The organism is Psychrobacter sp. K31L, from assembly GCF_017942195.1.
Classification (GTDB): Bacteria; Pseudomonadota; Gammaproteobacteria; order Pseudomonadales; family Moraxellaceae; genus Psychrobacter; species Psychrobacter glaciei.
On record NZ_JAGKSC010000004.1, the window covers coordinates 83,100 to 109,563 of the forward strand.

A 26,464-nucleotide genomic window follows, 5' to 3' on the forward strand; every position below is an offset into this window, starting at 1 on the left:
CTTATTTATCTGTGATTTTATAGCTTAATTCGGTTGCTATCCTAAGTTCTGTAGCCTTGTTAAACAAACGCATACAGCATTTATGCCTACAGGTGATGCAATTGGCGGTGCAATCTTATACACTAAAGTACCAATAGCGCAAATATTGATACGCACTGACGAATTGAACAAAAGTTTTTTATTTATATGCAATTTCTATAATAAATGGCTCAACCATAAAATAACGACAGTGTTTTTGCTGATAATTTCTACTAATAATAATTTTTATAAGAGGATGCCTGTATGCCTGATAATAACAGCCCCGATACTTTGACTCAGCGTATCTTAGTGGTCGATGATGATGCCCGTCTGCGTTCTTTATTACAACGCTTCCTAGAAGATGATGGCTTCGTCGTTCGTACTGCCCATGATGGCAGTCAAATGGACAAGTTGATGCAACGTGAGCTTTTTTCTTTGGTGGTATTGGACTTGATGCTACCGGGTGAAGATGGCATTAGTATTTGTAAGCGTCTGCGTGAAGACAATGGCGATATTCCAATCATCATGCTAACTGCAAAAGGCGGTGATGCTGATCGTATCGCTGGTCTTGAAGCGGGTGCAGATGATTATCTACCTAAGCCCTTTAACCCAAAAGAGCTGCTTGCTCGTATCAAAGCGGTACTGCGTCGTCAAAATCGCGAGCTGCCGGGTGCGCCAAGTCATCAGCTTGAAGTGGTTGAGTTTGGACCTTGGACACTTGATTTATCGACTCGTACGCTCAAACGTGATGGCAATGTCGTTACCTTAACGACTGGTGAATTTTCAGTACTAAAAGCTTTGGTTCAGCATCCCCGTGAGCCGTTAACTCGCGATAAGCTGATGAATCTAGCCCGTGGTCGTGAATGGGGTGCGATGGAGCGTTCTATCGATGTACAAGTCTCACGTCTGCGCCGCCTCATTGAGGACAATCCTTCGCAAGCCCGCTATATTCAAACCGTTTGGGGCGTAGGCTACGTGTTCGTTCCTGACGAAGCCGAAGTTGAAACGGCAAAAAGTGAATAGTATTTACTTTATAATTGCTGCTTTATAACCACTTACGACGATGGTTTAGACAACAATGGCTTTGACCACATCTACTATGATTCAAAACATACCCTGCACTTTGGTGACAGGGTTTTTGGGCGCGGGTAAAACCACCGTCATCAACCAGCTACTCTCTAGCAAGCCTACCGATGAGCGCTGGGCGCTATTGATTAACGAGTTTGGGCGTATTGGCATTGATGGTGCGCTGCTAGCAAGTGCGCAAGACGACAATGCTGATGCAGGTAACATTGCCATTCGTGAAGTTAGTGGTGGCTGTATTTGTTGTACCAGTCAACTACCCCTACAAATTGCGATTACTCGCCTGCTTAGTGACCATCATCCGCAGCGTCTTATTATCGAACCTACTGGATTGGCACATCCGCGCGAGTTGATACAACAGCTGAGCGCGCCACATTGGCAGACAGCGCTCAATATGCAAGCAGTGATTACAGTGCTAAGCGGCGTGCAATGGCAACAACAAAAGTATCGCTCGCACGATGGTTTTCAAGCGCATGTCCGTGATGCTGATGTCTTAGTGGTCAATCGCTATACGCAACTGGATGCAGATGAACTCAAGGCTTTACAAGAGTGGATAGCAATGCTCAATGCTGAGGTGGCTGTCATTTGGACAGAGTCTCTCTCTCGAACCGAAGATAATAGCTCAAATAATACAACTACTTTGAATACCCCCTCGTCAACGCTGATAGCACAGCTGACCAAACCAAGCCATACCATCTCTCAGCAACGTGCTACCGATAAAACCAAGCCTAATCATATTCGTACTTCTTTAAAGCCACTTACTAGACAGCCATTTACTAGCTTGATGTCCAACCGAGCTACAAAGAACGACCAAAGTCTTGGAGACATAGAGGCAGATACCGATCTACCCTACCGCTATCATGAACAACAACAAGATGTGCTGCTAGGTGGCTGGTGCTTGCCTGCACATTATGTGTTTAATGCTGATGGTCTACAAGAATGGTTGTTAAGACTGCCTAACTGGCAACGTATTAAAGGCTTGGTTAACACCTCTGATGGTTGGTTAAAGATTAACTTTACGCCTGACAGTTTGACTATCACCACGGCGAGCGCCCAAATTGATAGCCGACTAGAGGTGATTTTGCAGTCAGTTATAGATAACGGTGTAGTGTCTAATAAAGCAGAAGTAGAGAATACACCACCATTATTATCTTCACTAGATTGGCAGGCTTGCGACAATGAGCTGATGGCACTGGTGATTGAAGACACGCCCTAGTTACCTATAAAAAGACTCCCTTTTAAAAAATACTACGCTCAAAAAAAAGACCAACACTACTAAGTAAAATAGTAGTGTTGGTTTTTTCTCTTGATTAACTTGTACTAATTAACGCAATTGGCTGTCTTTACTGCCGCGACGATTAAACAGTTCAGCCGCTCTCGCCTCTTGCTCAAGCTCGGTTTGACAACCGACGCAGTGCTGCACACCCGGCACGGCGATACGGCGCGCTTCTGGAATCGGGTTGCCACACTCATCACAAAATTCTGCACTCTTACCCGTTGGTTGCGCACGCCTCGCGCGCTCAAGTGCATCATTGACCGTCGCATCCATTTGTTCGTGCTCGGCACCATCTTTTGACCAGCCACCTGCCATAATCTTATCCTTTTTGTCTATTATTATTAATATCTTATAAGATAAAAGTCTTTAAGAACAGATAGATGGGGCTTTCTAATCCTAATTACAACCCGCCAGCGACTGTAAAAAACATATATAACGCTATGGTTTTTACAGTCATCTTTCTCTGCTAATCTTTTGGTTGTAAATCTACCACTTGTCCGCGTATTCCAATACTGGCGTCACTCATCAAACAAACATAGCCCGCCATAATGTCGTCAGGTGTCTTAAGAGACATTGGGTTTTCACCCGGATAAGCGTGAGCGCGCATATTGGTACGAGTGCCACCAGGATTGATACAGTTAAAACGCAGATTCGTCGTATTCTGCGTCTCTTGAGTAAAGATATCACTCATTCCCTCTACAGCTTGCTTGGAGAGCGCATAAGCACCCCAAAATGCGCGAGGATGCGTACCGACCGTGCTAGAAGTAAAGACAATGGAACCATGATTCGCATCTTTTAGCAGCGGTAACAACGCTTGGGTGAGCATAAAAGTCGCCGTAAAATTGACCTTCATTACTTGATCAAAAGTATCAATGTCATACATCTCAAGCGGCGTCAATTGTCCGAGCATACCAGCGTTGTGTAATATACCATCAAGCTGACCCACTTCTTTGTCGATAAGCCTTTCTAACTTCTGCATGTCTGCATAGGTTGCACCTTCTAAATTCATCGGTAGCATGGCTGGCTGCTTGCCACCCAAGCTCTCAATTTCATCATAGACATATTCAAGCTTGCTACTCGTGCGACCCAATAGTAGAACCGTGGCACCATAACGGGCGTAGGTTAATGCAGCGACGCGTCCAATGCCATCGCCTGCACCCGTTACCAAGATAGTCTTACCGTCTAAGCAATCAACAGGTGGCACAAACTGACGAATATTGTCGTGCGTTAAAGGTTGCATAGAATTTCCCGTGGCTACTTGATTGCTCTGTTCGGTCGCCGACTGCTTAACATTGTCGCTCATGATATGACTCACTGCTTGTTATTTATAATCAAAGGTATTTAATTTCAAAAGCATTTATTTTTAGAAGGACTTACTTAAAGGCAACTATTGCAGATGACATATTCATGAGTCATTTACTTATAGTTGATGTTCCTATCACGGCTCTACTGATGATTGGTTTGTTTATAGATATTCAAATTTACCTGAAGTAAGCAATAGCTTCTTCAACTGCTCAGGGGTGTCAGTAATATAGTCTGCGCCCCACTTCTTTAGGCTTTTTTGATCTTCAAGTGGAATATAGCCATAAGCGGCCAAAATCGTCGACATGCCAGCGGCATTGCCAGCGTCAATATCACGTATGTGATCGCCGACATAGAGGACACAGCCAGCAGCGCCGCGCGGTATACCGAGTTTCTCTAATGCCATATACATCGGCTCTGGATCAGGCTTGGAACGTGAGACATCCTCAGGACAAACTAAGGCCGCACAGCGTTCATCTAACTGCATTTTTTGTAACAGTAGCTCTGCTAGATAGCGCGGCTTATTGGTGACAATACCCCAAGGTACGCCTTTTTTCTCAAGTGTGGTCAGCACTTCTTCTAACTCGCTAAATACACAGCTATCAATACAAATATCTGCGGCATAATCATCCAAAAACTGCTGACGAAAACCAAGTAAATCATCTTCGCTGACGCTGTCTTGCCCATTTTGATGCAGCATAAGCTTGACCATGGCTGACGCACCAGCAGAAACTTGTTCTCGAATAAGCGCTTCAGGCGGGGCTTGCCAATCGTTTTCGCGGCTCATTTTACCGATAATCCGTACGAAGTCAGCGGCAGTATCGATTAGCGTCCCATCAAGGTCAAATAAAACGGCTTTGACGAATTGGCTCATAAGGCATACTCTTTTAATTAGTGAGGTGTTTGGTGCGTTAATGATGGGACGATAAGCAATGACTTAAGCTATCAAGCCTTTGGCTTTTGTACGGCTATCATATAATTGACATCGACGTTTTGTGCCAGCCAGTAACGCTTGGTTATTGGGTTGTAATGTAGGCCAATGATATCTTGGCGTGTAAACCCAGCCGTAACCGCCATTTTGTCCAGCTCAGCAGGCATGATAAATTTGGCATAATCATGGGTGCCACGATCAAGCAAGCGCAATACATACTCGGCGCCAACGATAGCAAACAGATACGATTTGGGATTACGGTTGATCGTCGATAACACACACACACCGCCAGGCGCTAACAGCTCAAAACAAGCCTGCACAATCGAGCTTGGATCAGGCACATGCTCAAGCATTTCCATGCATGTCACCACATCGAACTGACCCGCATGGGTTTTTGCTAGCTGTTCTACTGGGATATGCTGATAACGCAATGTCTTTTCTAAATTGCTTTGCTCGGCATGAAGCGTGGCCGCTTTTAGGTTTTCAGTCCCTAAGTCTATACCGGTCACATCAGCACCGCGACGTGCCATCGACTCAGACAATATACCGCCGCCACAACCAACATCAAGCACTCTTTTGCCACTCAGACCCATCTCAGCAGTCTTATTAGCGTTTGTACTATCATCGCTGTTTTGATAGCCGCGCTTAATATTTTCTTCTATCCAGTTCAAGCGAAGTGGATTGATTTCATGCAAAGTTGCAAACGCGCCAGTATTACTCCACCATTCGCTCGCCAGTTTATTGAATTTGTCGACTTCGCTAGGATCCACATTTATCGTGGCAGGCGTTGTACTATCAGCCACAGTATCATCTGTAACCGTATTATTAGTATCAGCATCATCGAAACGGCTGGTCGCTTGATCATTTACAGAAGGCGAAGATAAAGCTGCGCTCATAGCATTTTCCTTTAGAGTTATTATCGTATACAGTGCACGATTATATACTTAATATTAGCATGCGAGCGGCGGTTTTGTCGTGAGTACATCGTCACGGATTGTGAATAAGGTTAGCAAATACTTGAACATCATCATCACCGTGTGCTGTTTACTTTATAGCAACTATTGCGTCAATGGCAGTTTCTATCTTTACCTGATTAAAAGTTTCAGTTTTGAAACTCAAATAGTGATAAGTAAGATACCTTAAATAATAGCTCACAGGTTTACAACCGTTAGTTAAGAATCGGGTTCACAACCACACCTATTTTACGTTATTATAGTCGGTACTCTACTGTAGGTTGATTATACTCGACACTTTGTCATTTATACCTTCAAACCCATAGAAACTCCTAAAAATCTCAGTCTCTACCTCTCAAGGAAAAAGTATGAAACGTGTCATTACATTGACTGGTCTGGCTTTCGCCATTGGAATCGCCAGTATGGGCGCACAAGCAGCCGATTATGTCGCCGGAAAAGATTATCGCGTGCTAGACAATCCAGAAAAAATCACCGGTGATGCTATTATTGTGCGTGAATTCTTTTGGTATGGTTGCCCGCATTGTAACGCGCTTAATCCACATATGGAAAAATGGGCAAAAAACAAAGACAAAGATGTGGCATTCTTCAAAACGCCAGCAGCGCTTAACCCTGTTTGGGAAGCCAGTGCCCGTGGTTTTTATTCTGCTCAACTCCTAGGCTATGAAAGCAAAACCCATGATGCGTTATTTGATGCCATTCATAAAGATGGCAAAAAGCTGTTTGACCAAGCTTCATTAAGCAAATGGTATGCATCTCAAGGTGTTGATCAAAAGAAATTCAACAGCCTTTATAACTCATTTGCCGTTGGTACAAAAATTGGTCGCTCACAAGCAGGCGCCAAGCGTTATCAGCTATCGGGCGTACCAGCTGTTGTGGTACAAGGCAAGTACGTGGTAACGGGTGAAGACGCCAAAGTAGTTAAGGTTGTCGATTACTTAGTTGACAAAGCACGTGCTGAGAAAAAATAAACACGGGCATGTCTATGACGTTAATTGTCTTTAATTAGACTGTATTAACGCCACTAAAAAAGCCAATCACTCATGATTGGCTTTTTTGTGTTCAGACTTCGATAAACTTTCTTTTTCGTCTATCTATTAGTATTTGTGCAGATAACCGTTGTAGCGCTATTAGTTGTTGTAGGACAACTATCCTTTTAAATCCGATAAAATTGTCACTTCGCGAATATAGCTGGCCAAATCTTCTTTAGACTCCATCATCAGCTCGTCATCGTGCGTGTGCTTGGCGTATTCGATCCAAAGCAATAACTGATACAGACTGTTGCGCTCTGAAATTTTATACTGTTTGACAAACTGCTTTAGTGTGCCTTCATCATTGATATTTAGACGTTCGGACCAGCTTTCTATTTTAGAGACTTGTTCTTTTGGGAAAAAGGCATCGAATAAGGCTTTTACCAATTCATGGCGATTTTCTTCGCTGATCAATTTGCCGACTCGCTTGGTCTGTCTAATACGCGCAGTGGCACTAGTGATATCCGCAAGAGCCATCAACTCTGCCATAAAATAATCACTGGCTGGCAGGTTTTTCAGCTGTTTTTTCGACAAGCTGGCAAGTGGTATCGATAACTGTTGTAAGCGCTCATGGGATTTTTTGAGTTCTGTGCGCGAGACGCGCATATCATGTTCTGACCAGTCAATCATAAAAGCGTTCCAAAATAATGAATAATAAAAGTACTAGGGCGTGTCCTCATTCTAAAAACGGCAATAAAAATAAGAAAAATTGCAGTCAAACAAGAAAAATAGCGCAGATAATATCGAGATACTAACCAACTATTTGACGCTGTTTGGCAAAATTTAGCCATTTTTAGCCCATCAATTAAATTGAGGACATATTCTAATGTTTACCAATAACTACCAACGGTTTTTTTCACGATGTTTCGCCAACACTTTTATAGTGCTTGGCATCGCATCGGCAAGACGACGTTGTAAACTATCAGTGATAAATACTGAGCGGTGCTTGCCACCAGTGCAGCCAACTGCCACTGTCACGGTATGACGGTTATTGTGTAAAAAGTCAGGCAGCCAACGGCTTAAAAACCTTTCGAGATCGTCGGTCATTTCAACCACTTCTGGATAATCTGCAAAAAATTCGCCGACCTCAGAGTCAAGACCAGTCAAGGCGCGCAGCTCAGATTTCCAGTGTGGGTTTGGCAAAATTCTAACATCAAATATAAAATCAGCATCAATTGGGCTGCCGTACTTAAAACCAAAAGACAGCAAATTAATGACAATTTGATTGTCAATACCGACATAGGCACGCAACGTGTCTTTGAGCTGATGGATATTAAGCATACTGGTATCAATTGTGATATCAGCATGGCTGGCAATGGGCTCTAACAGCTCGACTTCTTTTTTGATCGCGGCTGGTAGATTGAAAGCGATATGCCTAGCATTATCACTATCGACATCTTGTGACATCAACGGATGAACACGGCGCGTTGCATTAAAGCGTGCAACCAAGGTGCTTTCTTGCGCGGTCACATACACTACTTCAACAGCCTGCTTACCATAAGTCTGTTTTAGAATGTCATGGGTCGCAGCAAAATTAGACAAGTCAGCGCGCGGGGTACGAATATCGACACCAAGCGCGATGCGTTTGATACCACTATCGCTGACCAGCTTCTTAGCAGCGTCAGGCACCAATGACAACGGTAAATTATCGATAGAATAATAGCCTAAATCTTCTAGTATATTCAATACTGACGTTTTACCTGAGCCAGAACGCCCTGACACGACTAAAATACTCAGCCGCTCATCGTTCGTTACAGCCACCACTTCCTGTTCTGTTTGCTTACTGTTGTTTGCATCCATGATCCGTCATCCTAGTCCATTGCATCCAGCAAATTACTACGTCACAACGGCTAATGTACCGTCACTAATTGGTTGTCTAACAATCGTGCCCGCCCTAGCCAAGCAGCGACTAGAATCATTAAATGGCTACTTTTACCATTACCGTTTGCTTCACTACTATCACTAGTATCAATAGTCCCTAGCTGGTCAGTTTTTATTTCTAGATAGTCAATGTTGAAGCCAGCATCGCTAATACGCTGATGCGTTTCTGCTAGTAATGCGTCAAACCCTTGCCTGCCCTGCTTATTACTCGTTAACTGCTGTGCTAGTTTCTGTGCTAGGCGTTGCAGCTCCATATGAAGTACGGGAGCTGTTTTGCGTTCAGCGGCGCTCAAGTATTGATTGCGTGAAGACAGCGCCAAGCCGTCGACAGCGCGAACAATAGGTGCACCCACAATCTCAATGGGATAGCTCAAATCACGTACTAATTGTTTGATAATCGCTAATTGCTGATAGTCTTTTTGTCCAAATACCGCCACATCAGGCTGCACGATATTGAATAATTTAGAGACGACGATACCAACACCATCAAAGTGACCAAGACGTGATTGACCACATAGTTGATTGGTAATGGCACCAGCAAGAACTGAGGTCGATGGTGGCAATACCGGATACATCTCATCGACATTGGGTGCAAAAACATAATCTGCACCAACCGTTGCTAGCTTAGCGACATCTTCATCCAAGGTGCGTGGATAACTATCGAAATCCTCTCCTTCCCCAAACTGGGTAGGATTGACAAAGATACTCACCACCACAATATCGGCATGCTGCTTAGCAATGCTTACCAGCTCCAGATGACCTTCATGCAAATTGCCCATCGTTGGTACTAAAGCAATACGCTGAGCGTTATCTGGTTTATCATTTCTTTGACCACGATAAGGCTGTAGAGCGGCGCGCAACTCTGAAATCTGCTGATAAATGATTGGCATCGTTAAATATTCTTCTACTGATAATCGTAAAAACCAAAAGACTCGTTAAGACTGGCTAAAAAAATTAGCTAAATTGGTGCTGCTCGGTTGGAAAACTGCCGTCGCGCACTGACTGCTGATAAAGGGCAAAGGCGCCTTCGATACTGTGCGTACTATTGCGCTCATCGGTCAAAAAGTCATGAACGAAGCGCGGTACTCGGCCATGAGCCATGCCCAGCATGTCATGCATGACCAACACTTGGCCATCCGTATCTGCGCCAGCGCCAATGCCAATCACTGGTACTGTAACCGCTTCCGTAACCGCTTTTGCAAGCTCAGCAGGTACGCATTCTAATACTAAAAGTGCGGCACCTGCGGCAACCACTGCTTTGGCATCAGCAAGCAACTTATCAGCTGCTGCGTCACCGCGACCTTGGATTTTATAACCACCAAATACATTGACTGATTGCGGGGTCAAGCCAAGATGGACACAAGTGGGCGTACCTGCTTGCGCCAATGTAGTCACCAGTTCACAAAGCTCACTGCCGCCTTCGATTTTAATCACATGCGCGCCAGCTTGCATCAATCGACGGCTGTTAGCGACCGCTTCTGGCAAGGTCACATAACTCATAAACGGCAAGTCAGCCAGTATCAGTGCGTATTTATTACTACGGGCAATATTGGCCGTATGATAAGCCATATCATCAACGGTCACGGGCAAGGTGGAATCATGGCCTTGTACCACCATACCCAAACTATCACCGATCAAAATGGTATCAATCTGTGCCTTGTCCATCATGCGTGCAAACATCGAGTCATAGCACGTTAAGCAAGTAAACTTGGTGCCATCTTTTTTGAATTTATTTAAAGTAGATAACGTCGTCATATGACCCTCGATTAATCTTCAATGCCTTTAGTTATAAATACCTTCTATTATCGCGCCTATGATCCAAAATTTATCAGTCGCTTGATAATAATTTTAACCCTGTCCAATCTTTACTAGATGGATAATCATCTATCGATATACTATCAATGATGAGCGCTGAGGCTAACTCTCGCAGCGGTAACAAGACAAAATTACGCTCAAGCAGTCCAGCATGCGGTATGGTTAGCTGCGGCTCGGTAATTCGCGTGTCACCATATAACAAAATATCGACGTCCAGACTACGCTCACCCCAACGTCGTAAGCGCGCCCGCTTAGCCTGCTCTTCTAGCTTCTGACAAAATGCGAGCAACTCAAAGGGGGGCAATATCGTCTTAAAACCAGCCACTGCATTAACGAAGTCAGGCTGATCTTGTGGCCCCATAGGCGCTGACGCATAAAATGAGGAAGCTCTAACCTCGCGTATCTGCTTATGCTCTCGCAACCCTTGCAATGCCTGCTGCAAATGCTCTGTAGGTGAACCCAATTCATTGGTTAGATTGCTACCCAAGCCCACATAGCAGGTTACCCAATTAACATTATCCACATCGTCAACAATACTAGACATTATCGGTACTGGGCTGGCGACGGCGACGTTTCGATGGTACAGGGCCTTTATTGTCGCCCATTTTATTGTCGCCCATTTGATTGTCGCTCACTTGACCGGCCAACGATTTGCTATCAGCATTTTGACTGTTCTTAGTAGACCTAGCCTCTGCTGCTTTGGCTGGTTTTTTAGCTTTTGCAGATACAGTCGCTTTATTAGCTTCTGTCTTATTCCCTGCCGTCTTAGTTGCTGCAGGTTCTACTGTTTTTTTAGCTTTACCAGTAGATTGAGCTGCTGGCTTAGGTGCTTTTTTGGTGTACTTCGCTTCAGTTTTATCGGCGTTATTAGCAGCTACTTGCTTCTCGGTGCTGTCGGCAAGATTAGTATTGTCTACACTTGGCTGACGGCGACGGCGCTTATGTGGTATCGGCTCATTGTTCATAGTGACGAGCGCAGGCGTTCTTGCTACCGAACGGGTAGGATAGGCATTAGCAGCAGGTGACGTAACCTCTGGCTGTTTATCCTTATTTGATCGATCAGCCTTGCTATCAGCTTTTGCATTCTGATTGTGTCCATCTTTATCAGCTGATGCGTTCTTAATAGCTGACTTTTTCTGCACAGGCTCTGGACGATGCTTAGGTTTATCAGCAGGTGATAGCTGCTTTTGTAATGGCGGCACGACGTTTGCGTGCTCGATGACAAACAATGGCGCAGGTTTAGAGTGATGGCGTTTATTTGCAGTTTGACTGCTGGTATTAGCAAGAGACAACTGCTGTAGCTGAGCAAGCTCATTACTGTCTTGTTTTACCTGCTGCGAGTCATGATTTTTATCTTTACTACCACTAAACTGCTTGGTAGGAGTAGATTGGCTGGCAGCGCGGCGACGGCGTGAGGGGATATTTGACGAATCATTTACCACGGCTTTTTCATGACCATTTTTCTCAGTACTGTGATTTTCAGTGCTGCCATTGGCTTTGCTACGCTTAGTGTTGTTTTGATTAGACATCGATTCATCCACTATATTTGACTCTGGCTTTTGGCGATTACGTCCGCGCCCTCGCTGCCCTTTCTTATAGGCACCGCGACGAATATTTTCATCGAAATCATCAATCGCTTGCTCTTGCTCTTGTTCAGGCAAGGTTTGATACGTCTGCCACCAGTCGCCCATATCGTTGGTCGATTCGGATAGCGGATGCTCAGCATCACCGCACTGTTCGCGCAATAGTAAAAAGTCAAAGCCCGCACGGAAGCGTGGGTGCTCAGAGAGCTGGACGATTTGTTTACTACGCGGAGCCGCTAGTTTTGGCTGCAATATCCAAATATCACGGATAAACTGCTCTGCAAATTTAGGAATAGCGGTCTTGATGCGTTGACGATCGATGACTTTGCCAGCTGCATGCATCTGCGCTTCAGCAAATGGCATATTGCGCTTTTTGGCTTTTTCTAACTGATGCAGGTAATTTTCCCATAGTATGGCTGCGTAGAAAAATGCTGGGTTGATACTTTTGCCTGCCGCGATACGTTTATCCGTATTGATAGCCACTTGTTTTACTAAAGGACTGGGCTCAGATGGTGGATAAATAATTAAGCTATCAATCGCACCCGATTCAAACAATAACGGCAACAATGGCACCAGATAGCCACCCGTAAACATTTTCTGCGTTTCATCATAGAGACGATGCGGTGATATTTGCTCAAGCAGCGCCCAATTACCATCATGAAATTGCTCAGACAATGCGTCATCAAACTCAAAACCGAGCTTGGCTTTAAAACGTAAAGCCCGTAATAAGCGTACTGGATCTTCTTCAATACGAACCGGCGCATGACCTAAGAGACGAATGATTTTATTATCAATGTCTTCAAGCGCACCGCAAAAATCATGAACCACACCTTTAAGTGGCTGATAATAAAGCGCATTGATAGAAAAATCGCGACGAGAGAAATCTTGCTGGATATCGCCCCAGACGTTATCACGCAGGATCATACCATCTTGATTGGTGGTGCCACTGCTGGTGGGCGGGCCACGGAAGGTAGCGACCTCAATCAGCTCACGGCCTGAATACACGTGCGCCAACTGAAAGCGGCGACCGATAATACGGCAGCGCTTGCCAAAGACGTCTTTAATCTCATGCGGCTTGGCGTCAGTGACAGCATCAAAGTCTTTGGGGCGCAGACCCAATAAGGTATCGCGCACGCCGCCACCGACGATATAGGCGTCAAACCCAGCTCGGGTCAAGGTGGCAATTACTTCAGTAATGGAATTGGGTAATTCAGATTTATTCAGTTCTAACTGCTTGGCGGCACGCTCGGCCATGCATCTACTCCTCGCCGGTATTCTTTAACCACCCCTGACGAACACAGCGTTTATCAGGCGGATGTACTCACTAGTTTAACAAATTTTGCGCGCGCTGGGTGCGTTATGACATGTACTTACGTGCTATTTTGTCAATATTAGGGTTAATTAATGCAAAACATGGCCATTAATCCTGCACACTTAAACGTCTTCGATTTTTCTCAACCGTTTTTGCACCAATACCTTTGACCTTTACCAACTCATCCACTGTCTTAAAACTACCGAACATTTCACGATATAAAATAATCGCTTGGGCTTTGCTACTGCCAATACCATTTAGTGAAACCAGCTCGCCTTCGCTGGCACGATTGATATTCACGGTATATTGCTCACGCGCTTGAGTGTTGGCATTTTCTTGCGATAAGAGATATTCATAAGCACTTTGAGAATTATCAAAACAGGGCGCAGCATTAGCATTGTTAAGCATCAGAATAGCCAAAACATAACCTAAAATAGCAGTCTTGACTAAACTGGTAAACGAGACTTTAAGATAAGCGTTCATGACGATCGTTCATATTGTTTCGCCGCTTCCCACAATGCATCCATTTCTGTTATGTCGCTGTCTTCTAAACGCTTGCCAGCTGCTGCCAGTTGCGCTTCAATATAGCCAAAACGTGACTTAAATTTGTGCACACACGTCAGCGTTGCTGCTTCTGCATCAAGGTTCAATTTACGGGCGACATTGACTAAGGCAAACATACAATCGCCCAGCTCCTTTTCAACCTCTCTGATATTTGTTTTGACCTCAGTTTTAGATTTATCCGTCAGCTCATTTTTTAGCTCGGCAATCTCTTCATCCAGCTTATCAAATGCACCGCTAACGCCTTCCCAGTCAAACCCTAGCTTTGAAGCTTGCTTTTGTACATCTTGTGCCTGCATGAGCGCACTACCCGCTTTGGTGTTATCCAACCGTCGCTTTGGTTTACCTCGTGCCTCGCGCGCTTGCTGCTCTTCCATTTTAATCTCATCCCAACGTACCTTTACCGCTGCGTCATCTTCAAGGGTTTCAGCCTCAAATACATGCGGATGACGACGAATGAGCTTTTCTTGTAAAGTGGTGATAACATCGCTCATATCAAAGCGATCTTGCTCGGCATACATCTGACAATGGAAAACAACTTGCAGCAGCACATCACCAAGCTCGCCTTTGATATCCTCATCATCATCGCTTTGTACCGCTTCGCCTAGCTCGTAAGCTTCTTCGATCGCATAAGGAATGAGGCTGTGATTGGTTTGCTTTTTGTCCCACGGACAGTCAACACGTAGCCGTGCCATCAAAGCCAATAAATCGTCTAATTCACCACTGGCAGTTGGCGTTCCTTGTACTGGTGCAGGCGCTGCTATTTTGTTGTCTTGATTGCTCATGAGGGATACTCTTACACTTTCGTTTGTTATTAGATATAGTCAGTTCAATATAAAAAAGAGACAGCATGACTGGTATAAATTTTTCGTAGCCTCTGTCTGCGTAGACACAGCAAGCAAGAAAAGTTTGTGCCAGTCACGCATCATGTCGTGTACCCATTTTATTTAGTATCGACTATAGAATATAGTTAAGTTCATAACGATTTTCTCGTTAGTGTAGCATTGAACGCTTATTAGCTTATAATTGTGTTGTCCATCTCATTATTTTATCACTGCTTTAGCATAAGGAATTTTATCATTATGTCTACGTCTGCGACCACTAGCTACCAGCCAGCGACTGAATTCAACCCTATAATTATTGATTCATTCAAAGCTTACGATATTCGCGGCGAGCTGGGGGTTAATCTAAATGAAGACATCGCTTATCGTATTGGTCGTGCCTTTGCACAGATTTTATTTCAGCGTTATAGTGCGGCGGTTGAGGCTCATGACAACGATATGGCAACTCTAAAACCTACCATCGTTATTGGTAGTGACATTCGCCATTCAAGCGAGCAATTAAAACAAGCGACCCTCAAAGGTATTGTAGATGCTGGTGTCGACGTGATTGACTTGGGCATGAGCGGTACAGAAGAAGTGTATTTTGCCACCAGTCATTATCAGGCGTTGGGTGGCATCGAAGTCACCGCCAGTCATAACCCTATTAATTATAATGGCTTAAAATTGGTTAAGGAACACTCAAAGCCGATCAGTGCTGATGATGGTTTGGCAGAGATTCAAGCATTGGCAGAGTCTGGGCAATTTACTACTAAAAACCGATCAGGAACGTTGCAGTTATTAATTGATAAAAGCGCCTATATCGATCATGTCATGACTTTTATTGATACCGATAAGCTCAAACCTCTTAAATTAGTGATTAACTCAGGCAATGGCAGTGCGGGACCCGTGGTTGATTTATTGATTGAAAAGCTTGCACAAGCTGGCGCGCCAATTGAAATAATCAAACTACACCATACACCGGATGGCAGCTTCCCTAATGGCATCCCCAATCCTATGATTGAAGCCAATAGAGTGGCAACCCAACACGCGGTTTTGGAAAACAATGCCGACCTTGGTATTGCCTTTGATGGCGATTTTGACCGCTGTTTTCTGTTCGATGAACATGGTGAATTTATCGATGGTAGCTATGTGGTAGGCATGCTTGCCCAAGCGTTTTTGAACAAATATCCAAATGAGTCAATCGTCTACGATCCACGTGTCATTTACAATACTGAAGCAGTGATTAAGGAACATGACGGTAAGGCTGTCATCAGTAAATCTGGACATTCATTTATTAAGCAAGTCATGCGTGATTCTGGCGCTGTTTATGGCGGCGAGATGTCTGCCCATCACTACTTTCGCGACTTTTTCTATTGCGACAGCGGTATGATTCCTTGGTTATTAACGATTGAGCTATTATCTATCACCGGTAAGACGCTATCAGAATTGGTCAGCGGCTATATTCAAGCTTATCCTAGCTCGGGCGAGCTTAATTTTCGTCTCACAACAAATGATGCGCCAATGATTATTAGCGCTATTGAGGAAAAATTTAGCAGCGAAAATCCGACCAAATCAATGCTTGATGGCTTGAGCCTTAACTTTGGCGAGTGGCGCTTTAATCTGCGTGCCTCCAATACCGAACCGCTTATCAGATTAAACATCGAAAGTCGTGGTGATAAAGAACTGCTGGCTATTAAAACTCAAGAAGTTCAACAGTGGCTAGCGGCGCAAGGTGCTGTACCAGCGTAAATTAATACGATTTAATACGCCCTACTTAAAATCAAAAAAAGCTCGCTAATAATAATCAGCGAGCTTTTTTAGCAATAGACAAACTTGAATAGAACTATTTAGACCGACCAATACCCAAATAGTCGCCTACCAAACTATCGATCTGCAATCGTGTCAGTACATTTTGCGCATCAAATACTGGCATCGCCTGTTGATTAAGCTTGGCAATATCTAGTGGATCTTGTGGCGACCAACTAACGATAAAAACAGCCTGTGCGGCATTTAGCTGCTGATAAGGAGTATTAATCAATTGCAGTAATGGTTGCTGCTGATAAAGCACGGCAAGTTCATCTTGTGCTTTATCGCTATACACCAAAGTACGAATATTATAAGACCACAGCAATGCTAGTAATGGGTGTATGGCTGAGCCTGCAGTACGTCCAGAGCCTGATTTATAACTACCGCCCCAAATCATCACCGTTTTATTATCAATAAAGCCATCAAAATATTGCCAGAATTTACGGAATATCAGCTCTTTTTGGTCTTCATTGATGTGCATGACTGACTGCAACAGCGGCATATCTAAACTTTGACTCACGCTCGACTGCTGTAATTTAGCCAGCTCGGTCGGTAATGTATTGCCTCCAAAGCCCCAGCCTGCTTGCAGGTAGCTGCTGCCGACACGCTCATCTAGCCCCATAATACGACTGACTTGCTTGATATCAACCTGCTGACTGTCAGCCAAGCGTGACATCTCATTCATAAAACTCACTCGCGTCGCCAGCATAGCCATAATACTGCTACGGGCAAACTCTATCGTTGCGATATCAGCATGATGAGCGGCACGCGCATGCTGCATCAACGGCTTCAATACCTCTAGATGCTGGCTACTGTTGGCTGTTTTTTCACCGAGTAACCACAATGCAGGGTTCAACATCGAGCTATAAGCATCACCGTCTTGCAAGAATACAAACGGCACATAATATACCCACGCGCGCTGCAAATTCTGAGCGAGTACTGAGACAATGCTTAGTTTCTCAATGCCACTCATAATCACAGGTAGCGCCTGTTGATGACTGTGGTTGAATGCGGTAATCCAGCTGTCTTCTGCCCATACTGGCTTGATACTGTCTAAAAACAACCAATAAAGTGCCACAATGCTCTGAGTATCCGCTTCGTCATGACCTACTGATTCATAGCCTTTTATTAATGTATCAGCACTATCTGGCAACGCTTTACTTAGAATAATTTGCTGCTGCTCATACATTTGCCACAGCGCTTGCAAGTGATGCTCAAAGCTATATTGCTGCAACTGCTGCTCTAGCATTTCTGAGTCTGCATATAAATGAACAGTCTGACCCAAGCTTGCCAGCACCACGGCACTGGTAATGGCCTCAATACTATGACCAACGAGCACACAGACGGATGGTTTTTTACATTTATGACTCAGTTCATCTGACATAGAACGACCTTTCGATATGTTTATATTAATATCAGCATACGAGTAACGTTAAGACCAACGCTTGATATGCTTTAACAGTTGATCAGTAGAGGTATCAAATTGACCGCTTACCTCTTGCTGCATGGCTTGATGTACAGATTCTGCCATCTGCTTGCCCATCTCAACGCCCCATTGATCAAACGGGTTAATATCCCAGATACTGGCCATCACATAGACCTTGTGTTCATAAAGCGCAACCAGCGCGCCTAAACTATGCGGTGTTAGCTCGTCGATAAGTAGCGTGGTTGAAGGCTGATTGCCACGATAGTATTTATATTTATCGGCATTGGTGGCAGTTTCAGAAACCTCTTCGCTATTACTAGAAGCATCTGTCACAGCGGCATTGCCAAACGCCAGCACCCGACTTTGTGCCAAACAGTTAGCCAAAGACAGCTCATGCTGCTGTTGTAATGGCGCGTTTTTCATCTGACCACTATAACGACGCACACAAGCAATAAAGTCACAAGACACCTGCTGTGTGCCTTGATGTAGCAACTGATAAAACGCATGCTGAGCATTGGAGCCAATTTCACCCCATAGAATCGGGCAAGTATCATAGTCAATATGATCGCCATGTTGGGTGACCGACTTACCGTTACTTTCCATCTCCAGCTGAGTTAAGTAGCTTGGCAAATAGCTGAGACGACCATCATACGGCAATACCGTATGGGCATTCACCTGTAAAAAAGTACTATTCCAAACAGCAAGCAGCCCTAATAGTACTGGCAGGTTCTCTGAAAAATCAGCTTGCGCAAAGTGCTCATCCATACTATGCGCACCAGCCAACAACGCTTTAAACCCTGCCATACCGATACGAATGGCAATAGCAAGACCAATCGCTGACCATAAAGAAAAGCGACCGCCGACCCATTCCCAAAGCTGTAGCTGATGTTCTGGATGAATACCCCACGCACTCATTTTTTCACTATTGGCCGATATGCCAATAAAGTGGCGACGTAACACACTGTCTTCCGTACCTGCACGCAGCTTGGCAGTGGCAAGTAGCCAAGATAATGCCGTCTTAGCATTGGATAAAGTATCAACGGTACCAAAGGATTTGGATGAGATAATAAATAAGGTTGTCTCAGGATTTAGATGTTTGAGCAAGTTATCAAGCTGGGTGCCATCCATGTTGGAGACGAAATGTACCTCAATCTCGGTATCTGCCCACTCATCCAGCGCGGTAGTCGCCATCAGAGGTCCAAGATCAGAGCCACCGACGCCAATATTAACGACATCCGTGATGGCTTGACCCGAAAATCCACGCCATGTACCGTTGCGGACACGTTCAGATAAGCGCGCTACTTGTGAAAGACTATGATGGACGTCAGCAACGACATTTTGGTCACCAATTTTCAGCTCTGCCGTCTCGGGCAAACGTAGCGCCGTATGCAAGGCTGCTCGCTCTTCACTGGTATTCACCATCGCGCCTTGCATGAGTGCATCAATCCGTGTGGACAATTCACAACTATCTGCTAGCTGTAATAAACTTACCAGCACCTGCTCATCGATACATTGCTTGCTATAGTCCATATATAGCGCACCAGCTTGCATACTAAAGCGCTCAGCACGACTATCATCTTGCGCAAACAAGGCTGACAGTGACCATGGCTGCTTAGCAAGCGTTTGCAATTGCTGCCAGTATGTAGAGTTTCGAGCACTGTTGTAAGCGTTATCGCCCTTTATCTCATCCATCAGCTAGTCATCATCTGCTAATTGCTGCTCGGCAAAGTAGATAAACGCCTGCATATACGAGCGCATATCACCTGCATCATAGCTGTTACCGCGCATCGTCGTGACATTTACTCCGTATTCACTAATCAAGGCATCAATAGCATCCGTCAGCTGAATCTCACCACCGACTGAGGCTTTGGTATTGGCTAGGTAATCAAAAATATGATTGCTAAAGACATAACGACCAACCACTGCTAATTTAGAAGGTGCATCGGCTAAGTTGGGCTTTTCTACAAACCCTGCGACTTTAAAGCTAGCGTTAGTATTTGCTTGATTATCCATATTACTGACATCGCTCAGCTTGGCAATACCATATTTATGCACATCTTCATCAGCGACTTTATCGACCAATATCTGTGAGTGTGCATCGTTGGCAAAGGCATCAATCATAAACGCTAAATTATCAGCAGCCATATCACCAGTAAAAGGGTCGAGCACGACATCAGGCAATAATACGGCAAAGTCATGCTCGCCAATGATCGGTCGAGCTACCAGTACCGCATGACCCAAACCTAATGCCTTGCCTTGGCGTATCATAGAGACTGTCACATCTTCTGGTAACCAGTTTAAGCTATCCGCCAGCGCGTCTTTACCTTTCGCTCTAAGCTGACTGTCCAGCTCAGCATTGATATCGAAGTAATTCTCGATCGCACTTTTTTGTGCATGACCAACCAAGACAATATGCTTAATACCAGCAGCGATTGCCTCTTCGACAACATAGTGAATAGCTGGACGATTACCAAGTGGCAATAACTCTTTTGGCACAGATTTAGACAGTGGCAACATACGAGTGCCAAAGCCTGCGACAGGGATAACAGCGTGAGTAATTTTTTTCATAAGAAGAGGTTACATTATAAGATAAAACAAATATGGAAGAGAGCTATACATATAGTTTTGAACTGCGAATGGATTGCTGTATTAACTGCAAGGCAAAAGAACGGTTAATTCATAGGGAGCATTAGCAATGCACTGATAGGACAATAAATACTGAGCTCAAAGCTTTACCAGTAAAGCGTGACTTTTTGATGATAATCTCCTGCTAATGACGTCTGAGCAGTTAATCTTTACTTTCAAGTTCCCTTATTCTTAGGAGAATTACCGAATGACATGTTACTTTGAGGGTAACCATCATTAAGCAATTGCTTTTCTAGTCGATAATGTGAAAATTAATGACGTCAAAATAATACAAGAATTTAGTAAGCAATACATTTTCAATCATAACATCGTTTCAATAATACTGATGCATTTATGTATGGTTATGGTCTTCTTATCCACCGTTTTCGTCACAACCCACTTAGTGTTCTTATGATATATATCATGATAATCTTTATCAAATCGCCAAATAAATTTATTACCAGTAGAAATGGCGATAACATTTTTTCCTAAACCGCCGCAGATATCCAGCAAACTATTCGGAGGTGTTATTATGAAATCACAACACTCTATTATCGATAAAACATTTTCAATGTCATTTTTTTTATCTATTTTCGGTTCATATACGTTGATATTATTAAATTTTGGTATACCAATGTTTACATACAAAAAATCATTGTACACTTCAAATATTTTATTATAATTTTTAGCTGAGAATATATTAGCTATTCTCTCGGGAGTACTTATCTCCGTACCTGTGCACACACCAATTATTTTACTCTTCCCAAAACTATCAAATAAAGTGGACCAATATTCTTTCAAGTTTTTATCAACCTTTAAAGTTAAATAAACATCTTCCAAATCGTGCCTGAAATAGCGAAACAAATCTTGAGCTGGCACCATCACACCGTGATCATTCAGAAAATCATTTTGATCTATATAACTAAAATTGGGATTTACTCTCTTAAAAGGTGCTATTAGTCTCGCATCGCAGACTATACTTATTTCAAAAAAATTTTCACTGAGAGGTTTGAATACTAATGATTGCTTAACTTGATCACCAATACCACCTTCCATTATCACTGTGATTTTCTGAGTATCTAAATGAAGGGAATAATGGCTTCCCTTTTCAATCAAATTTTTACTGAAAGGTCGAAAATGTAGTAGCTCCCAAGCCTCTTGCATTTTATGACTATGAAGTAAGTAGATGTATTTAGCTTGGTTCCAATCATCCATGTTTTTAGATGCAGCATCCAATATTTCAGGATAACGATCTAGATCCATATATAGATACTCTAAGTATTTATAAGCAAGTTTGGCATTTAAGTCGATCAATAGCTGAAATAGTTTTTCAGAAGCAACAAAGTCTCTTACCCCGTAAGCTGCAAGGGCCGAATTAAATATTAAATTACTATCCTTTATAAAAATAGTGCTATATTTTTTATAATAAATAGTATAGAGACGATTTTTTATAACATCATTTTTAACTGCTAAGCTATTTTTACTTAAAAGCATATCTTTTCTTAGTAAATCTTTATAGAAATTAGACTCAGATATACTATGATGGTTAGCAATCTTTTCATGCCACTGATTAATGACCCTAGTACTTTTTAGGATAGAGCTTTCAAGAGGTAAACCATAGTAACTATCAAAAACTTCAAAATCCTTATGTTTACTTTCTTCTAAAAACTCTTTAAATTCTTCATATAACCTTCGACTCTTCAGAGCCTGATTTATAAAACCTTCAAGATCTCTTGGATGAGAACATATTGGTAAGGGAAGACCAGATGATTTTATGATACCTTCCACTTTATGAGAATTAGAAGGTAACGCTACGAAAGGTTTACCTGCTAGCCCACTAAGATAAATTGAATGATATCTAGGTGCTATAATCAACTCTGCTGTTTGATAATTAGCAACAGTGTGATGCCAGCTTTCATAGGCTTTGTTATTTTGTAATGGATAATATAAAACATCATAATCAGCTTGGACTTTGCTAACAATAGGATAAACAACTGATTCTACGTGAGGATGCCAATCATTAACTACTATTTTTGAATTGAAGTCCATATTAGTGTCATTACTAAAATCCGCGTTTACTATACTATCAACCGTTAGTCGACATTCAATGCCCTTACGACGCAGGTAATCATAAGAAGCAAATTCTCTCACAGCTAAGTCAGTAAACCTCCCAAAAACATCATCAAAACCGTCAATTTCTTGTATGGTAGCATTGATCAAAAAAACTGGCTTACCAATATTTATTGCATACTCGGCTATAGCCAACAAAAATAAACCTCTATTATGATGCAAGGTACCTTCACCATTTATCACTATTCCATCACATGCGTAAAGTCTATTAGCTATTGCACTATTTTGTATGTATTCAAGAGAAGAAGGGCGATCGCCCTTCCAATACTGCTTGATCTGAGAATTACTATAGGTTTCTACTACTATGTTTCTACTAAATAGAGATGTTAAATGAGCATAGCATACTCCAATACAGCCTATATGAGGGTCAATCGCTGTGTAATTAAGATAAATAATACTACTCATCAGAAAAACCAAAATTATTAAGTCTCATTGTTAACTCGCTGACCAATACATTTTTATCACCTTTATCTGGGACATCTACAATAGTCATTGAGTTGTGCCATACATCGGTCGCCTTATCATCTATTTTTCTCCATAAAATCTGTGAAGAATTAGAAAACAACCAAGTATTTACGCCTAAAGCGCCTGCTAATTCTGCGACTGTTGTAGCAGGTGCAATAACTAAATCTAGGCACATCATTAAAGCTGCTACATCGTCCAGATCATCATATTGATCAATATCACTAAAATTGATCATTTTTCCAGGGAATTTACGTTCCAACCATACTAACTCTTCGGTACAATCATCATATTGCAAGTTTACAAACTGAATATTATCATTTGTAAAAAGAGGCTGTAATTGTTCTATATCTAGGTAATGCTCCATACGAGTAAAATTCGTTAAGCTACTTCTCCAATTTAATCCCACTAATTTTTTGCCAGATGTCTTGTAAGATTGTAAACGTTGCTTATATTTATCAATTAGATCAACATCAGCATAAAGATACTTTTTACCAGTAAAGTCTGAGTAACTTTCTCTAAATTTTCCTACAAAATCTGTGACCAGATATACTTTATCGTAATCAACTATCTTGTCAAATGCAGAATTATCTAAAATAGTAGTAAGCGTAGTAGAAGGCAGTCGATCATAATCACATACTGGGTAGTTTTTATTAAAGCCTCTTGTTCTACGAATAGGTAAAAAATCTATATTTTTAAAAGACCTACAAAGAATATTATATAGTCTATAATCACATGAAATAGTAAATGCTTTTGATAAATAAGCTTGTTCAAAATCGTTATAGATAGACATAAACCTGATTTCATCACCAGGCCCGTAAACAGCTAATATCAAACTATTATCTTTAGCGCCAATATCAGAAATATTGTTAGCTTCTCTGAACTTGTTTCCTAATAAAAAACCAATATCATTGGTAAAGTTTTCATTGATATAGCACGCGTATGCCTCACCAATCCTACCTCTTTGTTGTAAAACTGGCATACTAAATGTAGAGTTCAGTTCCATCCCTATATTAATACAATAGTTTATATACTCTTCTGCTTTATCAAAAGCACCGATGAATATGTTCAAACGTATTAACTGTTTTATAATAAATTCACTCGTATTGAACTTTAAATAGTTTTCTAGTATATTTATAGCTTCTATATCCTGTCCTTCAGAATGCAGAAAATCCGTATAGACCTTAAGTAATTTATCAGGTCTTGTATTTTTTGAGTTGTATAACTCTAAAAATAGTTTTTTAGAAGCAATATAATCCCCATGTTCGATTAACCCCATTAATCTAGATATGGTTTTATCAGTACTTAAATAAGCGCTAGACCCAATAATATCAAACCAAACAGAATTCCTACCAGTTAAAACACGATACTTAGAGATTAGCTCTGGATTTAATTTTATAGATAATAATATTTCATCTATAAGTGCTGGAATATTATAATTTTCAATTATGAACTTATTATCGATAAACTGATTTAGTGCTCTCCTATTGTTCTTATCTATATCAACCATCATTGATAACAAGCTAACACCCAAGGACTGATTGAAGCTAAACTTATTGTATAAAGTTCTTGAAGCTACATTAAGGTGATTAATTTTAACTGTTGAACTAGCTGTTAACCGTATGAGCTTTTTGATAATTACTAGTGATTGAACATAATCATTTCTTGAACTAAAAAAATTAAGCTGGCTTGTTAATAGCTTACTTAGTTTGTAATTTTGCTCTATAAAGTTTTGCTCTTTAAAATCCGACTCGTTCAAGCTTTCATCTAAGTTTTGTTCTTCTATAAGGATTTTCTGCTGTGAATGAGGTTCATTAACTAAGGCATTAAATTCTTTAAAAAACTCTTCAACTTCGCCCAAGCTTATATTTTTATGGTTGGGGAAGAAGTTGGATATTAGTTCACTTAGGAGCAAGTGATCTATCTGATCCTTTATATCATATAAAAACTCAATAATGATATCTTGATCACATATATTCAATATAGCACGCAAAAAACCCTGCTTGCTCTCTTGTGGTAATTCACTCCAAATGTAATTCAATACAAAATCATCTATTATGTAAGGCTTAAAAAAAATGAATATTTCTTGATATGATTTACTATTACAAGTAGAAATATTTCTCAAGGCGTGCTGAACATTAAGTTGTATAGAAGTCTCTAAGCTATCATCTAATATATCTTTGTAATCAGCTTGATAGGTCAACTGTAATATTTCACTACGTATTTTGTGTATAGTAGTGAATAATGGATATATGTTATCATTAGACTGCTCTTTAACTCCTACTATGTATCTCGGATATATTAGATAAGCACCAACAAACAATTCCAACAATGTAAGCTGCCTTGTACGTCTATCTGATTCGAATATACATCTATCGTCTGTCAGACCCCATCCTGCATAGAAGGGCTTTCCTAAGACAGTTACTGTCTTACCTCTTAATAAGGCTTCTAACCCTGTCAGTGAGGTAATAGTATAAACATGATCTACTCTCTCTAATAGTTCAATAATATGCTCATCAGGCGATAATATTTCAGCAAAAAGCTCTACATTGGTGTTCTTAAAATTAGATTCTTGAAACCCTTTGAATATTTCTGGATGAGGTCGATAAAGTATTTCTGCGTCTGGGTGCTCATATTTAGCTAGCCGAACCATATCCTCCATAGTCCATTTCTCAGGATTACCGTATCGAATTGATGCATCATTATCTACTTGTCCAATGACTAGCACTCTTTTCTTTAATTTAAGACTAGTATCATGAAATATAGCTGGAGGATTATATTTAGATATTTTTAGATCTATAATGAGTTGTAAAAGCTTGGACGCTTCTTCTGTTAGATTGCTATTAATATTAAAATCATGGCTATTTAGAATTTTTTCAACGTCAGAAGGATTATTAGAATTATAGTATAAGCCGGACTTATCAAAAACGAGCGAGTATGGAGTAGCCCCACTAGCACCAAGGTTGGCTGAACGTATAAAGCCATCTTCTACACGCCATATATCTATGTTTTTATAGCTTATATACCTGTTTAAAAATGTGCTTTCATTGTAGCCCCATATTACTATTACTTCAGGTTTGATAGATAAACGCTGCATTACGCCTATCATTTTATAGTTTGTTAATTTACGCGGTGCAAATGCTACTCTAAATTCATCTAAATAATCTGCAATGAATCCAAACTTCCAGTCATTACAACCTATAGCAACTGCTATAGGCTTATCTGTACCTTCTACCCAGTTTTTTCCTACCAAATATAGCTTTTCAAAACCACTATCTTCTCCAAATATTTCATAAGGGTCATGAACTACGAATTGATAGTCTTTACCAGTTGGTACTTTTTTTTTCCAATGATTTTGAGTACGTTTTGAAAAATACTCGGCTAACTCGGATTTCTGATGGGCTTTGGACTGTTTATCTATCATACTTGA

At 41.8% G+C, this 26,464-nt stretch carries 21 protein-coding genes; 4 read left to right on the plus strand and 17 right to left on the minus strand.

Going from position 1 to position 26,464, the window contains the following annotated elements:
- Nucleotides 1–282: 282 nt before the first annotated feature.
- Both ompR and J5X94_RS08015 read left to right on the plus strand, forming a co-directional pair.
- The gene (gene ompR, locus J5X94_RS08010; RefSeq protein WP_025651114.1) at nucleotides 283–1,041 is read left to right on the plus strand and encodes a two-component system response regulator OmpR; all 759 of its coding nucleotides are present in this window, start codon (nucleotides 283–285) and stop codon (nucleotides 1,039–1,041) included.
- 55 nt (nucleotides 1,042–1,096) lie between these two features.
- Nucleotides 1,097–2,317, plus strand: a complete 1,221-nt coding sequence (locus J5X94_RS08015) for a CobW family GTP-binding protein (RefSeq protein WP_210540886.1) — start codon at nucleotides 1,097–1,099, stop codon at nucleotides 2,315–2,317.
- A 108-nt stretch (nucleotides 2,318–2,425) separates the two neighbouring features.
- Here the strand turns inward: J5X94_RS08015 and J5X94_RS08020 are convergent, their stop codons facing one another.
- The 4 genes from J5X94_RS08020 to ubiG form a co-directional block, all read right to left on the minus strand.
- Nucleotides 2,426–2,692: a DksA/TraR family C4-type zinc finger protein gene (locus J5X94_RS08020; RefSeq protein WP_010200867.1), complete on the minus strand. Its 267-nt coding sequence runs from the start codon at nucleotides 2,690–2,692 to the stop codon at nucleotides 2,426–2,428.
- Nucleotides 2,693–2,843: 151 nt separating this feature from the next.
- A complete protein-coding gene (locus tag J5X94_RS08025; RefSeq protein WP_210541045.1) occupies nucleotides 2,844–3,617 on the minus strand; it encodes a YciK family oxidoreductase in 774 nt (257 codons plus the stop codon).
- A gap of 225 nt (nucleotides 3,618–3,842) precedes the next feature.
- Entirely contained in the window at nucleotides 3,843–4,553 is a 711-nt protein-coding gene (locus J5X94_RS08030; protein ID WP_189583430.1) for an HAD family hydrolase, read from the minus strand.
- A gap of 71 nt (nucleotides 4,554–4,624) precedes the next feature.
- Nucleotides 4,625–5,506, minus strand: a complete 882-nt coding sequence (ubiG, locus tag J5X94_RS08035) for a bifunctional 2-polyprenyl-6-hydroxyphenol methylase/3-demethylubiquinol 3-O-methyltransferase UbiG (RefSeq protein ID WP_228293204.1) — start codon at nucleotides 5,504–5,506, stop codon at nucleotides 4,625–4,627.
- A 425-nt stretch (nucleotides 5,507–5,931) separates the two neighbouring features.
- Between ubiG and J5X94_RS08040 the strand changes: the two genes are divergently transcribed.
- Nucleotides 5,932–6,552 carry a thiol:disulfide interchange protein DsbA/DsbL gene (locus J5X94_RS08040; RefSeq protein WP_210540887.1) on the plus strand — a complete coding sequence of 207 codons (621 nt, stop codon included), beginning with the start codon at nucleotides 5,932–5,934 and terminating at the stop codon, nucleotides 6,550–6,552.
- Between the two features lie 177 nt (nucleotides 6,553–6,729).
- Here the strand turns inward: J5X94_RS08040 and yjgA are convergent, their stop codons facing one another.
- From yjgA to mazG, 8 genes are all read right to left on the minus strand, one after another.
- The gene (gene yjgA, locus J5X94_RS08045) at nucleotides 6,730–7,242 is read right to left on the minus strand and encodes a ribosome biogenesis factor YjgA (RefSeq protein ID WP_010200860.1); all 513 of its coding nucleotides are present in this window, start codon (nucleotides 7,240–7,242) and stop codon (nucleotides 6,730–6,732) included.
- Between the two features lie 210 nt (nucleotides 7,243–7,452).
- On the minus strand, nucleotides 7,453–8,412 hold the full coding sequence (rapZ, locus tag J5X94_RS08050; RefSeq protein WP_210540888.1) for an RNase adapter RapZ: 960 nt from the start codon (nucleotides 8,410–8,412) through the stop codon (nucleotides 7,453–7,455).
- A 50-nt stretch (nucleotides 8,413–8,462) separates the two neighbouring features.
- Nucleotides 8,463–9,383 (minus strand): pantoate--beta-alanine ligase, encoded by a 921-nt coding sequence (panC, locus tag J5X94_RS08055; protein ID WP_210540889.1) that lies wholly within the window; start codon nucleotides 9,381–9,383, stop codon nucleotides 8,463–8,465.
- Nucleotides 9,384–9,447: 64 nt separating this feature from the next.
- The gene (gene panB / locus J5X94_RS08060; protein ID WP_210540890.1) at nucleotides 9,448–10,248 is read right to left on the minus strand and encodes a 3-methyl-2-oxobutanoate hydroxymethyltransferase; all 801 of its coding nucleotides are present in this window, start codon (nucleotides 10,246–10,248) and stop codon (nucleotides 9,448–9,450) included.
- Nucleotides 10,249–10,321: 73 nt separating this feature from the next.
- Nucleotides 10,322–10,852: a 2-amino-4-hydroxy-6-hydroxymethyldihydropteridine diphosphokinase gene (folK, locus tag J5X94_RS08065; RefSeq protein WP_210540891.1), complete on the minus strand. Its 531-nt coding sequence runs from the start codon at nucleotides 10,850–10,852 to the stop codon at nucleotides 10,322–10,324.
- Nucleotides 10,845–13,145, minus strand: coding sequence for a polynucleotide adenylyltransferase PcnB (pcnB, locus tag J5X94_RS08070; protein WP_210540892.1), 2,301 nt, complete (start codon nucleotides 13,143–13,145; stop codon nucleotides 10,845–10,847). Before pcnB ends, folK begins: the two co-directional genes overlap by 8 nt.
- Before the next feature lie 166 nt (nucleotides 13,146–13,311).
- Nucleotides 13,312–13,686: a ComEA family DNA-binding protein gene (locus J5X94_RS08075; RefSeq protein ID WP_210540893.1), complete on the minus strand. Its 375-nt coding sequence runs from the start codon at nucleotides 13,684–13,686 to the stop codon at nucleotides 13,312–13,314.
- Complete coding sequence (mazG, locus tag J5X94_RS08080; RefSeq protein WP_210540894.1) at nucleotides 13,683–14,549, minus strand: nucleoside triphosphate pyrophosphohydrolase; 867 nt, start codon at nucleotides 14,547–14,549, stop codon at nucleotides 13,683–13,685. Before mazG ends, J5X94_RS08075 begins: the two co-directional genes overlap by 4 nt.
- Nucleotides 14,550–14,846: 297 nt before the next feature.
- On the opposite strand from mazG, the gene J5X94_RS08085 reads away from it, so the two are divergent.
- Nucleotides 14,847–16,334, plus strand: coding sequence for a phosphomannomutase CpsG (locus J5X94_RS08085; RefSeq protein ID WP_228293205.1), 1,488 nt, complete (start codon nucleotides 14,847–14,849; stop codon nucleotides 16,332–16,334).
- A gap of 94 nt (nucleotides 16,335–16,428) precedes the next feature.
- Here J5X94_RS08085 and J5X94_RS08090 read toward each other — a convergent pair whose 3' ends face one another.
- From J5X94_RS08090 to J5X94_RS08110, 5 genes are all read right to left on the minus strand, one after another.
- Nucleotides 16,429–17,775: a UDP-glucose/GDP-mannose dehydrogenase family protein gene (locus J5X94_RS08090; protein ID WP_210540895.1), complete on the minus strand. Its 1,347-nt coding sequence runs from the start codon at nucleotides 17,773–17,775 to the stop codon at nucleotides 16,429–16,431.
- A 48-nt stretch (nucleotides 17,776–17,823) separates the two neighbouring features.
- A complete protein-coding gene (gene pgi, locus J5X94_RS08095; protein ID WP_210540896.1) occupies nucleotides 17,824–19,509 on the minus strand; it encodes a glucose-6-phosphate isomerase in 1,686 nt (561 codons plus the stop codon).
- A 3-nt stretch (nucleotides 19,510–19,512) separates the two neighbouring features.
- A complete protein-coding gene (locus J5X94_RS08100) occupies nucleotides 19,513–20,385 on the minus strand; it encodes a UTP--glucose-1-phosphate uridylyltransferase (protein ID WP_210540897.1) in 873 nt (290 codons plus the stop codon).
- Nucleotides 20,386–20,763: 378 nt separating this feature from the next.
- Nucleotides 20,764–22,977: a polysaccharide pyruvyl transferase family protein gene (locus J5X94_RS08105; protein WP_210540898.1), complete on the minus strand. Its 2,214-nt coding sequence runs from the start codon at nucleotides 22,975–22,977 to the stop codon at nucleotides 20,764–20,766.
- On the minus strand, nucleotides 22,970–26,458 hold the full coding sequence (locus J5X94_RS08110) for a hypothetical protein (RefSeq protein ID WP_210540899.1): 3,489 nt from the start codon (nucleotides 26,456–26,458) through the stop codon (nucleotides 22,970–22,972). Before J5X94_RS08110 ends, J5X94_RS08105 begins: the two co-directional genes overlap by 8 nt.
- Nucleotides 26,459–26,464 lie beyond the last annotated feature (6 nt).

Excerpts from the sequence above, each read along its gene's own strand:
- ompR (WP_025651114.1), top strand. The coding sequence starts at position 283 with ATGCCTGATAATAACAGCCCCGATACTTTGACTCAGCGTATCTTAGTG.
- J5X94_RS08015 (WP_210540886.1), top strand. The coding sequence starts at position 1,097 with ATGGCTTTGACCACATCTACTATGATTCAAAACATACCCTGCACTTTG.
- J5X94_RS08020 (WP_010200867.1), bottom strand. The coding sequence starts at position 2,692 with ATGGCAGGTGGCTGGTCAAAAGATGGTGCCGAGCACGAACAAATGGAT.
- J5X94_RS08025 (WP_210541045.1), bottom strand. The coding sequence starts at position 3,617 with ATGCAACCTTTAACGCACGACAATATTCGTCAGTTTGTGCCACCTGTT.
- J5X94_RS08030 (WP_189583430.1), bottom strand. The coding sequence starts at position 4,553 with ATGAGCCAATTCGTCAAAGCCGTTTTATTTGACCTTGATGGGACGCTA.
- ubiG (WP_228293204.1), bottom strand. The coding sequence starts at position 5,506 with ATGAGCGCAGCTTTATCTTCGCCTTCTGTAAATGATCAAGCGACCAGC.
- J5X94_RS08040 (WP_210540887.1), top strand. The coding sequence starts at position 5,932 with ATGAAACGTGTCATTACATTGACTGGTCTGGCTTTCGCCATTGGAATC.
- yjgA (WP_010200860.1), bottom strand. The coding sequence starts at position 7,242 with ATGATTGACTGGTCAGAACATGATATGCGCGTCTCGCGCACAGAACTC.
- rapZ (WP_210540888.1), bottom strand. The coding sequence starts at position 8,412 with ATGGATGCAAACAACAGTAAGCAAACAGAACAGGAAGTGGTGGCTGTA.
- panC (WP_210540889.1), bottom strand. The coding sequence starts at position 9,383 with ATGCCAATCATTTATCAGCAGATTTCAGAGTTGCGCGCCGCTCTACAG.
- panB (WP_210540890.1), bottom strand. The coding sequence starts at position 10,248 with ATGACGACGTTATCTACTTTAAATAAATTCAAAAAAGATGGCACCAAG.
- folK (WP_210540891.1), bottom strand. The coding sequence starts at position 10,852 with ATGTCTAGTATTGTTGACGATGTGGATAATGTTAATTGGGTAACCTGC.
- pcnB (WP_210540892.1), bottom strand. The coding sequence starts at position 13,145 with ATGGCCGAGCGTGCCGCCAAGCAGTTAGAACTGAATAAATCTGAATTA.
- J5X94_RS08075 (WP_210540893.1), bottom strand. The coding sequence starts at position 13,686 with ATGAACGCTTATCTTAAAGTCTCGTTTACCAGTTTAGTCAAGACTGCT.
- mazG (WP_210540894.1), bottom strand. The coding sequence starts at position 14,549 with ATGAGCAATCAAGACAACAAAATAGCAGCGCCTGCACCAGTACAAGGA.
- J5X94_RS08085 (WP_228293205.1), top strand. The coding sequence starts at position 14,847 with ATGTCTACGTCTGCGACCACTAGCTACCAGCCAGCGACTGAATTCAAC.
- J5X94_RS08090 (WP_210540895.1), bottom strand. The coding sequence starts at position 17,775 with ATGTCAGATGAACTGAGTCATAAATGTAAAAAACCATCCGTCTGTGTG.
- pgi (WP_210540896.1), bottom strand. The coding sequence starts at position 19,509 with ATGGATGAGATAAAGGGCGATAACGCTTACAACAGTGCTCGAAACTCT.
- J5X94_RS08100 (WP_210540897.1), bottom strand. The coding sequence starts at position 20,385 with ATGAAAAAAATTACTCACGCTGTTATCCCTGTCGCAGGCTTTGGCACT.
- J5X94_RS08105 (WP_210540898.1), bottom strand. The coding sequence starts at position 22,977 with ATGAGTAGTATTATTTATCTTAATTACACAGCGATTGACCCTCATATA.
- J5X94_RS08110 (WP_210540899.1), bottom strand. The coding sequence starts at position 26,458 with ATGATAGATAAACAGTCCAAAGCCCATCAGAAATCCGAGTTAGCCGAG.